Annotated in this window: 16 protein-coding genes; all 16 read left to right on the top strand. The window is 59.2% G+C overall.

Translation table 11 applies throughout. The features are described from left to right. Positions 1 to 4 precede the first annotated feature (4 nt). The 16 genes from trbG (at position 5) to HU760_RS00425 (ending at position 14,593) form a co-directional block, all read left to right on the top strand. Positions 5 to 895: a P-type conjugative transfer protein TrbG gene (trbG, locus tag HU760_RS00500; RefSeq protein ID WP_186671597.1), complete on the top strand. Its 891-nt coding sequence runs from the start codon at positions 5 to 7 to the stop codon at positions 893 to 895. A 1-nt stretch (position 896) separates the two neighbouring features. Continuing rightward, a complete protein-coding gene (locus tag HU760_RS00495; protein WP_186671595.1) occupies positions 897 to 1,340 on the top strand; it encodes a conjugal transfer lipoprotein TrbH in 444 nt (147 codons plus the stop codon). Between the two features lie 6 nt (positions 1,341 to 1,346). Then, positions 1,347 to 2,738 (top strand): TrbI/VirB10 family protein, encoded by a 1,392-nt coding sequence (locus tag HU760_RS00490; protein ID WP_186671593.1) that lies wholly within the window; start codon positions 1,347 to 1,349, stop codon positions 2,736 to 2,738. Between the two features lie 23 nt (positions 2,739 to 2,761). Continuing rightward, positions 2,762 to 3,574, top strand: coding sequence for a P-type conjugative transfer protein TrbJ (trbJ, locus tag HU760_RS00485; RefSeq protein ID WP_202883396.1), 813 nt, complete (start codon positions 2,762 to 2,764; stop codon positions 3,572 to 3,574). After that, a complete protein-coding gene (locus tag HU760_RS00480; protein WP_156510856.1) occupies positions 3,571 to 3,744 on the top strand; it encodes a hypothetical protein in 174 nt (57 codons plus the stop codon). Before trbJ ends, HU760_RS00480 begins: the two co-directional genes overlap by 4 nt. Beyond that, positions 3,741 to 5,426 (top strand): P-type conjugative transfer protein TrbL, encoded by a 1,686-nt coding sequence (gene trbL / locus HU760_RS00475; RefSeq protein ID WP_186671589.1) that lies wholly within the window; start codon positions 3,741 to 3,743, stop codon positions 5,424 to 5,426. The genes HU760_RS00480 and trbL overlap by 4 nt, the downstream gene beginning before the upstream one ends. 13 nt (positions 5,427 to 5,439) lie before the next feature. After that, complete coding sequence (locus HU760_RS00470; RefSeq protein ID WP_186671587.1) at positions 5,440 to 5,742, top strand: TrbM/KikA/MpfK family conjugal transfer protein; 303 nt, start codon at positions 5,440 to 5,442, stop codon at positions 5,740 to 5,742. Between the two features lie 12 nt (positions 5,743 to 5,754). Then, a complete protein-coding gene (locus tag HU760_RS00465) occupies positions 5,755 to 6,357 on the top strand; it encodes a transglycosylase SLT domain-containing protein (RefSeq protein ID WP_186671585.1) in 603 nt (200 codons plus the stop codon). Between the two features lie 196 nt (positions 6,358 to 6,553). Then, entirely contained in the window at positions 6,554 to 7,180 is a 627-nt protein-coding gene (locus HU760_RS00460) for a hypothetical protein (protein WP_186671583.1), read from the top strand. A gap of 351 nt (positions 7,181 to 7,531) precedes the next feature. Next, complete coding sequence (locus HU760_RS00455; protein ID WP_186671581.1) at positions 7,532 to 7,990, top strand: hypothetical protein; 459 nt, start codon at positions 7,532 to 7,534, stop codon at positions 7,988 to 7,990. Positions 7,991 to 8,043: 53 nt separating this feature from the next. After that, positions 8,044 to 9,744, top strand: a complete 1,701-nt coding sequence (locus tag HU760_RS00450; protein WP_186671579.1) for a phospholipase effector Tle1 domain-containing protein — start codon at positions 8,044 to 8,046, stop codon at positions 9,742 to 9,744. A 371-nt stretch (positions 9,745 to 10,115) separates the two neighbouring features. Beyond that, positions 10,116 to 10,574, top strand: a complete 459-nt coding sequence (locus tag HU760_RS00445) for a hypothetical protein (protein ID WP_186671577.1) — start codon at positions 10,116 to 10,118, stop codon at positions 10,572 to 10,574. Positions 10,575 to 10,644: 70 nt separating this feature from the next. Next, positions 10,645 to 12,339 carry a phospholipase effector Tle1 domain-containing protein gene (locus HU760_RS00440; RefSeq protein ID WP_186671575.1) on the top strand — a complete coding sequence of 565 codons (1,695 nt, stop codon included), beginning with the start codon at positions 10,645 to 10,647 and terminating at the stop codon, positions 12,337 to 12,339. 126 nt (positions 12,340 to 12,465) lie between these two features. Continuing rightward, entirely contained in the window at positions 12,466 to 13,092 is a 627-nt protein-coding gene (locus tag HU760_RS00435) for a hypothetical protein (RefSeq protein WP_186671573.1), read from the top strand. A 179-nt stretch (positions 13,093 to 13,271) separates the two neighbouring features. Continuing rightward, the gene (locus HU760_RS00430; RefSeq protein ID WP_367615760.1) at positions 13,272 to 14,042 is read left to right on the top strand and encodes a TraX family protein; all 771 of its coding nucleotides are present in this window, start codon (positions 13,272 to 13,274) and stop codon (positions 14,040 to 14,042) included. 11 nt (positions 14,043 to 14,053) lie between these two features. Continuing rightward, the gene (locus tag HU760_RS00425; RefSeq protein ID WP_186671571.1) at positions 14,054 to 14,593 is read left to right on the top strand and encodes an IncP plasmid survival protein KfrC family protein; all 540 of its coding nucleotides are present in this window, start codon (positions 14,054 to 14,056) and stop codon (positions 14,591 to 14,593) included. Positions 14,594 to 14,613: the final 20 nt, after the last annotated feature.

The following is a 14,613-nucleotide window of genomic DNA, read 5'->3' as shown; positions in this document are numbered from 1 at the left end:
GACCATGAACCGTTACCTTTGCGCCATCCTCGCGGCACTCCTGCCCGCGTTCGCGCAGGCCGCGCCAGGAACAAGCCAGGCCGATTTGTACTTCTCCGACGCCAACCCGACCCTGACGCCACAGGAGAAGGCCGCGTTGGCCATTTCCCAGCGTTGGCAGCAGGCCAGCGCCACCGGCATCAAGCCAGTGGACGGCGGCGACGGCACCGCCCGTTTCATTTACGGCGCCCAGCAGCCGAGTATCGTCTGCGCCGTGCTGCAGGTCTGCGACATCGCCCTGCAGGCCGGTGAGCAGGTCAACTCGATCAACCTCGGCGACACCGCGCGCTGGACGGTCGAGCCGGCCATCACCGGCATGGGCGAGAGCGAGGTCCAGCACCTGATCATCAAGCCGATGGACGTGGGGCTGGAAACTTCCCTGGTGGTCACCACCAACCGCCGCACCTACCACTTCAAGCTGCGCTCGCACCGTACCCAGTACATGCCGCAAGTTGCCTTCACCTATCCGGAAGAGGCACTGGCGAAATGGAACCTGATCAAGAACCGCGAAGCGACCGAGCGCAAGAAGGCGACCATTCCGGAAACCGGTGAGTACCTGGGTAACCTGAACTTCGACTACACCGTCAGCGGCGATACCTCGTGGAAGCCGGTGCGGGTCTACAACGATGGCAGCAAGACCATCATCCAGATGCCGCGCAGCATGGCCCAGACCGAAGCGCCGTCGCTGTTGGTGGTGCGCAAGGACGGTGGCTGGTTCCGCGATGACGAAACCGTGATGGTCAACTACCGCATCCAGGGCGACCGCTACATCGTCGATACCGTCTTCGACAAGGCCATCCTGATTGCCGGTGTCGGCAAGTCCCAGGACCGTATCACCATCCAGCGGGGTAAATGATATGCGCGCATGGATTGCACTGTTCGCCCCCCTCTGGCTCGCCGCCTGCGCAAGCGGCCCATATGGCAACTTCGCCGAGCGCACCACGCCGGCGATCAACCAGCAGCTGGCCGGTGCCACCGTGCGCCAGCTGGCCGTGGTTCACCCACCGGCCAGCACGCGCCTGCGGATCAACCAGGAAACCCCCGATGGCTATGGCGCCTCGCTGGTGAGCACGCTGCGCGCTGCCGGCTTCTCGGTGCAGGAATTCGACCCCAAGGCCCAGCCTGCGCCAATGCCGGCCGGTACGGTTGCGCCGCTGCCAGTCAACTATATCGTCGATGCGCCCAAGGACAGCGAGTTGTTCCGCGTCACCCTGCTGGTCGGGCGCGAATCCCTGAGCCGCGTCTACGCGGTACAGAACGGCCGCCTGTTGGCCGCAGGTGCCTGGGTGCGCAAGGAGTGACGAGCAATGAGTAACATGAACGACGCCATGTCGCCGGATGCGTCCCCCGGCAAGCTGAACCGCAACGCCGGTGTGCGCCGGGTCAACAACTGGCCGATGTACATCATTGGCGGTGCCGCCATGACCTTCTTGCTGATCATGTTGCTGGTTGCAGCCGACCGCGCAGAGAATCAGAACAAGCCGGTGGAAAAGGAAGCTGAAAAAGCGGGCAACAGCAGCCTGTTCGCGAAGCAGATCAACGGTATCGATTCGGATGGCATCATCCCGAGCAAGGCCGAGCCGCCGGTCATGCCGGCGTTGGACAACACGCAAGCCCAGCCGGCCGGCCTGCAGGTCGTGCGACCGACCAACCTCGACGCACCACCCATGCCACCGCGTGAAATGCTGTCAGACGTCAATGCCGAAGAGCTCGAACGCATTCGGCGCATGAAGATGCAGCAGCTCCAGGAAGCCGTCCAGGCACGCAGCACCGTGCAGGTAACGGCGCCACGCAGCGCGGGCTCGAGTGCTGCTGGCGGTGCTGGTGGCCCGTTCAGCCAGCAGGATGCCCTGGCCCGTATCGCTGCCGCGCGTCAACGCCTGGATGAACAATCGCGCAGTGATCCGAATGCAGCCTTCAAGGCCCGACTGGCCGAGTTGCGCTCTGCCGGCATTGGCGCGGGCGCGGGCGGCGGTGGCGGAGCAGAAAGCGACTCGCCATTCCTGATGCAGGCTTCGGCCAGCGGCGGCAAGGACTACAAGCAGTTCGGCAACATCCCTGGCGAAGATCGCTGGCGGCTGGATGCCAGCCCTGAGGCGCCACGCAGCCCCTACGAGCTGCGGGCAGGCTTCGTGATTCCAGCCATGCTGGTGTCCGGTATCAATTCCGAGTTGCCGGGGCAGATCATGGCCCAGATATCGCAGGCGGTGTACGACACGGCCACCGGCAAGCACCTGCTGCTTCCGCAAGGCTCGCGCTTGGTCGGCAGCTACTCCAGCGATGTCGCTTACGGCCAGAAACGCGTACTGGTCGCTTGGCAGCGCATCATCTTCCCTGATGGCAAGGCGATGGACATCGGCTCGATGCCTGGTGCAGACATGGGCGGTTACTCCGGCTTCGAAGACAAGGTCAACAACCACTACGTGCGGATCTTCGGGTCGGCCTTGTTGATGTCCGGCATCGTTGCCGGTATCAGCCTCAGCCAGGACCGCGCCAGCAGCGACAGCTCCGACCGCGAGACGGCCAGCAGTGCCATGAGTGAAGCGCTCGGCCAACAACTCGGTCAGGTTACCGCGCAGATGATTGCGAAGAACCTGAACATCGCGCCCACGCTCGAGATTCGTCCGGGGTATCGCTTCAACGTGATGGTAACCAAGGACCTGACGTTCTCGAAGCCTTACCAGTCCTTCGATTACTGATGAAACACGCCAAGGAGAGGAACATGAAGTCTACGACGTTAGTGAAACCTGCGATTGCGCTGTTGGCCGGTCTGGGATTCACCTTGCAGGCTCAAGCCGGTATTCCTGTTATCGATGGGGCGAACGTTGCCCTGAATCAGGTCACAATGGCCGAAAGCATCGCGCAGACACTTAAGCAGATCGAAGAGTACAAAATGCAGTCAGATCAATTTCTGACTCAGGTACAGCAGTTCACAACGCAAAAGGAACAGTACGCCAACATGTTGCAGAACACTGCGGCACCTGTGACGAACATCTGGGGGCAAGCGCAGGACACCATAAAAAGGCTAACAGCCGCTACCGACACTTTGGAGTACTACAAGCAACAGGCGGGTAGTCTGGAGCAGTACCTGAGCAAATTCCAAGACCTCGACTATTACAGAAATAGCCCATGCTTCACTGCATCGGGCTGCTCTGATGCCGAGCGGGCTAATCTGGAAAAGAGCCAGGAACAGGCTAGCCGTAGTCAGAAAAAGGCCAATGACGCTATGTTCCAAGGCCTCGAGCAACAGCAGGCCAATATCCGGCGCGATTCTGACAGGCTTCAGGACCTACAACGAGATGCGCAAGATGCGAAGGGGCAGATGCAAGCCATCGGCTATGCCAACCAGTTGGCAAGCCAACAAGCCAACCAGTTATTGCAAATACGTGCTCTGCTGATGGCTCAACAGAACGCACTCGCCACCAAGATGCAAGCTGAAGCCGACAAGGATGCCCAGCATCAGGCTGCTAGCGAGCAGTTCTGGGACATGGGAGGCGCAACCAACCGCAGCAAAAGCAAGGGGTATACACCATGAAACACGCTATCAATATCGCCGTTCTCGTTGTCTTGTCCGCTGTAATGCTGAGCGGCTGCTGGGATTCTGAAGTTGAAAAGAAGGCCAAGGAGCAAGAACAGCAGTCCAAAGATTTCTGGGACATGGGCGGTCCTACCGACCGCAGCAAGAGCAAGGGTTACACACCATGAGACAACGCGTCCTCTGGTGGGTGGCTTTGCTGTCTTTGCTATTGCTTTCGCAAACGGCAGCGGCAGCCGACTCAGGGGTCCTGAACGATGTGGTCGACAAGTTCAAGCAAGCTACCAATGGTTGGGCCAGCGTCATCCAGGGTTATGCAACCTGGTTGTTCTGGACCTTGGCCACCATTTCCCTTGTTTGGACCTTCGGCTTCATGGCGCTACGTAAAGCAGATATCGGTGAGTTCTTTGCTGAATTTCTTCGGTTCTGCATTTTTACAGGGTTTTACCTGTGGTTACTGCGCAACGGACCAGAATATGCCATGAGTATTATCCGCTCGATGATGACCATCGGGGCCAAGGCTGGTGGGGTGGCGGAGCTCAATCCCTCTACGCCCGTAGATATTGCATTCGATATTCTGGAGCGGTCATTCAAGAGCTTGAGCATGCGCCACCCTATCGATAGCATTGGGATCATTCTGGTTTCCCTGATCATTTTGGTGTGCTTGGCCACAGTGGCTGCCAATGTTCTTCTTGTCCTAGTAACCGCGTGGATTATGGCCTACGCCGGCATGTTTGTGCTTGGCTTCGGTGGCTCGCGCTGGACGTCCGAGATCGCCATGGGCTATTTCCGTACCGTGGCCGGGCTTGGAATGAAGCTACTGACCATGACCCTGATGATCGGGATTGCTACGTCTGTAGTTAATGGCCACTTAGCAGACATAGCCAACGGTGCGTCGATCAACCAGCTTCTGGTCATTTGCGTTGTGGCCCTTGTGCTCGCCATGCTGATTCACAGTTTGCCCAATATGGTTGCCGGCTTGATCCCTGGCGGTGGCGGCGCAGCAAGTTCTGTTGGCTCGTTCAGCACAGGCGCCGTTGCCGGCGCTGCCGCTGGCGCCGCCTCAACGGCCATGTCCATGGCGAGTAATATGGCCGGTGCGGCGCAATCCATGTATTCGGCATTCAAAGGTTCGCAATCCAGTGTGGCAGCAGGCACGGATATCGCTTCGCGTATCTCCGGAATGCTGGGCGGTGGTGGCAGTGCTGGCGGTAACAGCAGCGCGGGTAGCAATAGTGCAGGCACCAATAATAGTGCTGGCGGAGCCACCCCATTGAGTGGCGTCATGGGGTTGGCATCGGTAGCTTCTGGGAGCCTTGGGGGGCGGGCGGACTCTGCGCTCTCTTCGATGTCAGCGATGGCAGGTGAAGCGTCCGCCGCTGGTGAGCAAAACTCTGGCGCCGGTTCGGAGGGTTCTGCTGGCGCTGGCTCCGAGGCCAGTGCGGGTGGGTCGATGCAGGATAGTCCAGGAGGATCCACGGAAAGCGCATCCGCCGGCAGTTCCGAGGCTTTGGCTCAAGCGGCTGGCGGGAGCGGTCGCGCCGAGACAGCTGGGTCATCCAGCGGTGCGACTCAAACCAAGGGTGCCGCTGGAAGGAGCGACGGTGGCCTATCCAGCAAGGCAGGTACTGCTGGTCGTGTCGCTCTCGATATGGGCGCCAGTCTGCTCTCCGGCATGGGACGGATGGCCCAGTCGCGTATCGACAAGAGCTTCGCTGGGAAACTGGCTGCAGAGATTTCCAAACCCGGGTCCAGCAACGCGACCAAGCTGGACACTGCTTCATCCAGCCGAAGTTTTGACCCGGCTGCCGAGGTGGCAGCCTATCGCGACAGCAAACAGGAAAAAGCCTAGACAAGGAGTTCGCATGGCCATTGCAAAACTACTATCGGCAACTTTACTGACCGCCACCTTCGCCATTGCCCTCCCCGCCGAAGCCCGCGATCCCTGTGCCACTGTGTTGTGCATGTGGGGCAAGCTCAAGGGCGCCGGCGTGGTGGAAAACTGCGACGGTCCGGTCGCCGACTACTTCAGCATCGTCAAGAAGAGGAAGGGCAAGATCAAGTTGAGCCAGACGGCCAACGCCCGGCAATCCTTCCTCGACAGCTGCCCGAAGGCCGACCCGAGCGCGACCAAGTCGATCAACAACAAGTTCGGTAAGGTCATCTGAGGCGCGCCCGGGATGCCATTCGTTGCCGACGCACCGCCAGCGGCTCTCAGCGAGCCGGTCGCCTGTTCGATCATGGCTGCCGTGAAGTACGAGTTGCCGGTGAACATCGTCCTCGCCGTGGCCGCCCAGGAGGGCGGCAAGCCTGGCCAGTGGGTGCGCAACCGCAACGGCACCTACGACGTGGGGCCCATGCAGTTCAATACCTCGTACCTGCGCGAACTCTCGCGCTATGGCATCACTCCCGAGGATGTCGAACAGGGTGGCTGCTACTCCTACGACCTGGCGGCCTGGCGCCTGCGTGGCCATGTGCGTAATGACCGCGGCGACCTGTGGACGCGGGTGGCCAACTATCATTCGCGCACGCCAGCGATCAATGCGCGCTACCGCCAGCAGGTGATGCGTCGTGCGGCCTGGTGGGCCGACTGGCTCGATGAGCGCTTCGCCACGCAGCAGGTGGCACAGGGCGCGGTCTTCTCCGGTGTGCCGAGCGAGGCTTCGGTTACGGCTGTCGAAACGGCACCGTTGGAGGCGGCTGCCATGCGGCAGCCGGTCACACCGCAACCCACCTCAACGTCTGCTTATGTGCCCCGTGGGCTGGTGACGGAGAGCAGGTGAGGGATCAGGTGATGGCGGATGACACAGAGCGCAATCCTGCATGGCGCGGTCACGAAGCGGCCGTTACTGTGGCCCAAATTTACTGGTGGCCCCTGGCCGCGGTTTTCTCGGTATTCTTCGCCCACGCAAGGCGACTTGAGCTGCGACTCAGCATCAAACAGGGACCCTCCAAGAGGCGAATGCAGGGAGACCAAGATTGAACGATGCAACTTTCGACGCGAAGGCACTCGAATTGGTTAACGCCGATTGCCGCATCAAGGATCCTTGCTCGCGGCTTCGCCTGGGATCGCTCATACCTCTGGTGCTGGGTGTGTGTGTGCTTCTACCTGCCACTTCATCTTCGCTTCAAGCCAAGGAGATTTCCATGCCAGAAAATCATGGTCAGTACCAACCCTATACCCCTGACATGAAAGGGCCTGAAGGCGCGTTTCCGCCCATGCAGGGCTACACCAGCGCGGAACTCGTGACCGCAGCGTGCCAGAGTGTCGAGCGAGTGTTCAAGGAAAACAATTTAGACCCGACACTTGCGCGGGAATCCCTTTTCGACCTTTTTAATCATCTGACCGCTGCCTATCAATCCGAGGCTGTGGATTACCAGATTTCGACGTGGTACCAAAAACCATATGATGACCCATCGGCCCGAGCTGAAAGCGTCAAGGCGATGGCCAAGGAATTCAACGCGTTTACCATACGTGCGGCTGGCGACGCGCTGATAAAATCGCCTCTGAACAATTTGAGCCGGGATTTTAAACGGAGCTACCTGGAAAGCGCGGGCAATAGTATCCAGAGCCTGATAGAAACCTTGAATACGCCTGCCATCTGAGGATTCCAAACGGGCAGATAAAAGCGCTACTCGCTGAGGTGGTGTTGTCGTCGATGACGCGGTGGACTCCCTGGAAGGTTCGCCACTGCTCTAAAGGTCGCGAATTTTGTTCGGACCTGATCGGTGTGGCAGGCGATGGTGTACATGACCTGATCGTTACTTGAACAACGCAAGAGATAGAGATTGAACGGAACAACCATCGATGCGCAAGCGCCCAGTTCGGGTAACGTCTGTTGCTGCTCCAAGAGTATCTGGGCGCGGTTGCGTCTGGGCTCGCTCATCCCTTTGGCGCTGGGGGCTTGTGTGCTCCTGCCTGCCACTTCATCTTCGCTTCAAGCCAAGGAGATTTCCATGCAAGAAAATCAAGGCCAGTATCAACCTTATACACCTGGCATGAAACTGCCTGATGGGGTTTTCCCCCCAATGCAGGGCTATACCCATGGCGACCTGATTGCCGCAGCCCAGGCGCGTGCAGAAGCGTTCATGAAGGCACAGAAGATTGACCCGACATTGCTCCGGGAGTCGTTGATTACTCTGGCTACCCATCTGAATACCAGGCTTGAGAAGGAAGGCGCTGAGTATCAGATCTCCAGCTGGTATCAAAAACCGTACGACGATTCGGCTGCGCGTAAACGCAGTGTCGAGCGGTTGGCTGAGCACTTCGGTGGTGTCGCCGTTGATGGCGCGGCGGACTCTCTGGAAGGTTCGCCACTGCTCTATAAAGGTCGCGAATTCTGTACGGACCTGATCGGTGCTGCAGGCGATGGTGTGCATGACTTGATCGTTACCCTGAACAAGCCTGGCGCCTGAATCGGGCGACACTAACTGGATTCACGGCTCCCCCAGTAACATAGGGATATGAGATGGGCGATGCAATGCGCTTTACGGTGTATTTCGACGGCACCGGAAACAACAAGGACCTGGATACACCTGAGGGCACGCAGACCAACGTTGCCCGGCTGTTCGAGCTGGATACGGCCAAAGGCACCAATCTTGCGCGAAACTCTGGGCAAACACCGCAACAGTACGATGCTCAAGACCGCTCTGGCCAATCGGAAAAAGTCTATTTCGACGGCGTTGGTAGCCAAGGTAAAACCTCCCCCCGCTCAGCTCTTGAACGCGGCACGGGGCTGGGCGGTCAGGAACGTATCGAGCAGGCCTACGACGCCATCGTGGCTTTCCACAACAAATATCCAGACAAGAAGGTCGACGTGAATATTGTCGGCTTCAGCCGGGGTGCGGCACAGTCCCGCGCGCTGGCCAACGAGTTTATCGAGCGGGGTGTACCCAAGCTCGATGAACAAGGCAAGCCTACTGGAGACTTCCTGATCCCGCCGGGCCAGGCCCATGTGAACAAACTTGGCATCTTCGACACCGTAGCTTCCTACGGCAATGCGATGTCGGATACCCACTTGGGTAAAAACCTGGAAATAAGCAAGAATATTGATTCGACTACCCACTTGGTGGCGGCGAATGAATACCGCGATACCTTCCGCTTGACCAGCGCCTTGCGCAACGACGACAACTCGCGCATCGAGGAGATCCAGTTCGCGGGTGCACATTCGCAGGTGGGTGGTGGTTACAAAGATGATGTGCTGGCGGCCGGGCCGCTCGCGCTGATGTATGACCGTCTGAAATCGGCTGGCATCGAGATGAAACCGATGCAGCAGGAAGACGTGCAACGCGTCGGTCAGTACAACGAGATTATCCAGAGCCCCGAAAAGATTCAGGAAGCGCTGATCGATTCACGGTTGATCAACGGTAAAGAAGCATTTACCCGTGGCACCGATGGCTCATACCAGGTGGTGAACAATACGCCTTTCCTGATGGAGCGCGGTACTATCAATGTCTTTGATCGCCAGACCCGTCCTTTCGAACATGCTACCAATGGCCGGGGTGTGGTGTTTGAGAACGATGATTCGCTGAGCAGGTTGGGCATCCAGCGCGGTGTTGAATCGGTGGGTGCATGGTTCCGTGATGCGGCGGCAAAACTCAAGGACATCGCAGCCGAATTCTTTGGTGTGAACAGCCGAGCTGCGGGTAAAGAGGCATACCATCAAAATGGCTTTGATGCTCAACTGCAACGAATGGAACAGGCCAAAGCAGTGAACCAAGTCGCAGAACTGCAAAAATCAATGAGCAGTTCTCGACCCGATAGCAGCGCTATTGAAGGGCTTGGTCTGCAACCCGTGCCAATCCCTACGGGCTTCAAACAAGCTCAGCAGCAAGACTCCAAGGCACAGCAACGCAGCGACTCGTTCAAGGCTATGGAAGAGAAGGTCCATAGCCTCAACCCGTCGGCCAGTGTTGGCGAAGCTGCGCAAACCGGGTGCAAGACCACCAGCGGGGTGGTTGTCGACATGAACGAACATCACATCTTGCAGAAAGTCGGCCAGACCGACCAGTTCGTCATACATGACCGCCGCGATATCGATCCGAACCGCACATTCCAGGTGGGCAAGAGCACCGCGATCGCGCATGACAAAGGTATCGGAGATCTGGCTGCCACCCTTGCCCCGAAAATGGAACTGGGTCCAGCGTTGGCCCATAGCATGCGGCGCTGAGTGAACGAGACGAGGGGGGCAACCACCCATGGTGTTGAAGGCGGTGTCCGTAGCCTAATCGTAACCTGTGGTAAGCAGAAATCCTGTTCCAGTCCACCAGCGGCGCCGGTTGCAGCCTCTCGGTATTTTTCGCCCGACGCAAGGAGTATTGAGTTGCGCCACTACAACATTAAATACCCGCTGAACGACTTGGGAGACAGAGATTGAACGGAACAACCATCGATGCAAAAGCGCCCAGTTCGGGTAACGTCTGTTGCTGCTCCAAGAGTATCTGGTCGCGGCTGCGTCTGGGCTCGCTCATCCCTTTGGCGCTGGGGGCTTGTGTGCTCCTGCCTGCCACTTCATCTTCGCTTCAAGCCAAGGAGATTTCCATGCAAGACAATCAAGGCCATTATCAACCCTACACCCCGGGCATGAAGTTGCCTGATGGTGTGTTTCCGCCCATGCCCGGCTACACCCATGCAGACCTCATCGCGGCAGCCCAGGTGCGTGTGGAGGCGCTCATGAAGGAGCAGGGTATCGATCCGACCCTGATGCGTGAGTCGTTGATTGCTCTGGCGTCTCACCTGAACACGCAGTTCGAGAAGGAAGGCGTCGAGTACCAGGTAGCCAGCTGGTATCAGAAGCCTTATGACGACCCGTCCGCACGAGCCCGTAGCGTCGAGCGAATGGGTGAAGATTTTGGCGGTGCAGCCGTCGACGCGGCAGCCGACTCGCTGAGTGGCTCGCCGTTATTGCTCAAGGGCAAGGAGTTCTACAAAGCCTACATCGGTGCAGCCGGTGATGGCGTCCATGACCTTATCGTGACCTTGAACAAAAAGAGCTCCTGAGGGAACGTCGGCGCGGCGACGCGCCGGTGGATTTACGTTTTAGCCACGTGGCACTTCATAGGGATATGACATGGGCGATGCATTGCGCTTCACGGTGTATTTCGACGGCACCGGCAACAACAAGGACCTGAATACACCTGAGGGTACACAAACCAACGTAGCCCGGCTATTCGACCTGGATACGGCCAAAGGCACCAATTTGGCGCGGAATTCGGGGCATGTCCCGCAGCAATACGATGCCCAGGAGCGCTCCGGCCAATCGGAAAAGGTCTACTTCGACGGGGTTGGCAGTCAGGGCAAGACCTCGGCGCGCTCTGCACTCGAGGGCGGCACCGGGTTGGGTGGCCAGGAGCGTATCGACCAGGCGTACGACGCCATCGTTGCTTTCCACAACAAGTACCCAGACCAGAAGATCGACGTGAATATCGTCGGCTTCAGCCGTGGTGCCGCACAGTCCCGGGCACTGGCCAACGAATTCATCGAGCGCGGCGTACCCAAGCTGGATGAGCAGGGCAAGGCGACCGGCGACTTCCTGATTCCTCCCGGCCAGGCGCATGTGAACAAGCTGGGCATCTTCGATACCGTGGCTTCCTACGGCAACGCGATGTCGGATACCCACCTGGGCAAGAACCTGGAGATTGGCAAGAACGTCGACTCGACCACGCACCTGGTGGCGGCGAACGAGTACCGTGACACCTTTCGCCTGACCAGCGCCCTGCGCAATGACGACAATTCGCGTATCGAGGAGTTGAAATTCGCAGGTGCCCATTCGCAAGTTGGCGGTGGCTACAAGGACGACGTACTGGCGGCTGGCCCGCTGGCGGTGATGTATGACCGCCTGCAATCGGCCGGCATCGAGATGAAGCCGATGCAGCAGGAAGACTTGCAGCGCATCGGTCAGTACAACGAAGTGATCAAGAGCCCGGAGAAAGTCCAGGAGGCGCTGATCGATTCGCGGTTGATCAACGGCAAGGACGCGTTCACCCGTGGCGCTGACGGCGCCTTTCAGACTGTCGATAACACACCCTTCCCGATGGAGCGCGGCACGATCAATATCTTTGATCGCCAGGCCCATCCTTTCGACCACCAGACGAATGGCCGGGGAATCATTTTCGAGAATGACAACTCCTTGAGCAAGAGTGGCATTCAACGGGGCGCCGAGTCGGTTGGAAGCTGGTTCGCCGAAAAAGGCTCCCAGCTCAAGGATCGTGCATCCGAGTACCTCGGCTTGCGCAGCCGTTCCGAGCGGCAGGAAGCACGGGCAGATTCATTCGAACAGGAATTGGCCAAGTACCGGCAGGCTGCCACCCAGCAGAGCCAGGACATGGCCAACACGATGACAGGTTCGCGACCTGATCAAAGCTTCATCAGCAGCCTGAACCTGCAACCTGTGCCAGTCCCCAAGGATCTCAAACAGCGTCAGCAGCAAGACCCCCAGGCGCAGCAACGCAGCGACTCGTTCAAGGCCATGGAAGAGAAGGCCCTTGGCCTCAACCCGTCGGCCAGCGTTGGCGAAGCCTCGCAAACCGGGCGCAAAGCCACCAGCGGAATGGTTGTCGACATGGACGAGCATCACATCCTGCAGAAGGTCGGCCAGACCGACCAGTTCGTCATTCATGACCGCCGCGATGTTGACCCGAGCCGCAACTTCCAGGTGGGCAAGAGCACCGCCATCGTGCATGACAAAGGTATCGGCGATCTGGCCGGCACCCTAGCTCCGAAAATGGAGCTAAGCCCTGTATTGGCCAATGCCATGCGGCGCTGAGTTACCGGGATGAACTTCGCCTGGTTACAGCTATCTCGGTATTCTTCGCCGTTTTACACTAGGCGGCAGGAGCCGCGACCACATTAAACAGGGATTTGCCGAGAGGCGTGTTCAGGGAGACAGGGAGTGAACGGTACCGCCATCGGTGCGAATACATCCATTTTCGGCAACGCTTGTTGCCGCGCCGAGAGCCTCTGGTCGCGGTTGCGCCTGGGCTCGCTCATCCCTGTCGTGCTGGGAGCCTGCATGCTATTGCCTGCCTTTCCGTCTGCGCTTCAAGCCAAGGAGATTTTCATGCAAGACAATCAAGGCCAGTACCAACCTTATACACCTGGCATGAAACTGCCTGAGGGCGTTTTCCCCCCAATGCAGGGTTACACCCACGAGGACCTGATCGAGGCGGCCGGCAAGCGGGTCGAGGCCGTACTGAAAGCCAATGATGTCGATTCGACGCAGGCCAAAGAAACGCTTTTCGCCTTGGCCGATCACCTGAACCGCGCCTTCCAGTCGCAGAACGTCGAGTACCAGATTGCAACCTGGTTCAAGAAACCGTACGACGATCCTGCTGCTCGCGCACAGAGTGTTTCTGATATGGGTGAAAGCTTTGGTGCACTCGCCATCCGTGCGGCAGGCGACACGTTGAAGGGTTCCCCATTGCTACACAAGAGTGATGCTTTCCTGAGCGCCTTCATCAATGGTGCCGGTGACGGGGTCCATGATTTGATCGTGACGCTGAACAAGCCAAGTGCCTGATGATGATTTGGAATTTGTTTCGGAAAGCTCACCCCGCCAAAACAGCGGTGTGATTAATAGGGATATGCAATGAGCGACACAATGCGTTTCTCGGTGCGTTTCGACGGCCCCGGGGACAACAAAGGTCTGAAGACGCTCGATGTCACGTTGGACGTGAGCCCGCCCCAGGCGATGCGCCGGTGAGTGAGCGTCCTCTGGTTGGTGAAATTGCAGTGCAACAAGGGCAGAAGACCTTCGCCCTGCCCCGCCTGCAATTGGCTGACGGTGCCTTGGAGGCATTGAAATGGCTGGCGTTGCTGTTGATGACCGGCGACCACGTCAACAAGTACCTGTTCAACGAGACCTTGCCGTACCTGTTCGAGGCCGGGCGGTTGGCCATGCCGCTGTTCGTGATGGTGCTCGCCTGCAATCTGGCGCGCCCGGGTGTCGGGGCAAACGGCGCCTACCGCCGCACCGCGATGCGCCTGTGTCTGTTCGGTGTGTTGGCGACACCGCCGTTCATTGCGCTGGGTGGGCTGCTGTATGGCGCCTATCCGCTGAACATTCTCTTTACCCTGCTGGTAATCACCTTGGTCACCGCTGCCTGTGAGCGTGCGGCGGCCGGGCAAGCACATTACTGGGCTGTCGCGCTGTGCGTGTTCGTGGTCGGCGGAGCGCTGGTGGAATTCTGGTGGCCAGCCGTGCTGTTGGGGCTGAGCGTGGGCTGGTACGTGCGGCGTCCGAATGCCATGGCTGGCGTGGGGGTCGTGGTTTCGTTGGCGGCGCTGTCACCGATCAATGGCAACGCCTGGGCGTTCGCCGCCCTGCCCCTGCTGCTGGGGGCCGGTTGGTTGCAACCGAAGCTGCCACGCTGGCGTTGGCTGTTCTACGGCTACTACCCCCTGCATTTGCTGGCGCTTTGGTTGATCCGCATCCCGATGGCCAAGGCCGGTTATTTATTCCTGATATGAAGCAGGTGCCCATGGACAATCCGAACAAGGCCAGGACCCGGCTCGAAGACGCCGGGCAGGCCTTTGAAGCTCAGGCCCAGGCGCTGGCGACCGAGCAGACCGCCCTGCTCGAAGGCAGCCCGGTGCAGGCGCGTTATACCCAGGCCTTGGGCGAGTACGTCGAACAGAAGGCCGAACAGGCCCAAGCGTTGGAGCAGCGCCTGGAAAGCCTGGTGGAGCGTCAGCAGGCGCAGCTGCAGCAGAACCTGGCTGGCCGCCCGGGCTGGCTTGCATTACCCTCGACCCGCGCCACCTGGGAGCAGTGCAATCAGCGCTGCCAGGCGCGCCTGCTACAACTGCAGGGCCGTCTCGAGCGGGTGCAGGAACTGCATCACGGCATGGGCCTTTACAGTCCGCGCATCGAGGAACTGGCGGTGCGCCGCCTGCGTGCCGAGCAGCCCGAACTGGCCGAGCAGTGGAACCTGCAGCGCCAGGCCGAGCGCTCCCTGACCGAAGCGCAGCGGCGCAGTCATGCCCAGGACCTTGGGCGCTCGCGCAACTCGTCGCCCTGAATCTGTATTTACTTTTCAAT

It is taken from the genome of Pseudomonas oryzicola, assembly GCF_014269185.2.
GTDB lineage: Bacteria > Pseudomonadota > Gammaproteobacteria > Pseudomonadales > Pseudomonadaceae > Aquipseudomonas > Aquipseudomonas oryzicola.
The sequence above is the reverse complement of the archived record's forward strand: the minus strand, read 5'-3'. Positions and strand labels throughout refer to the sequence as shown.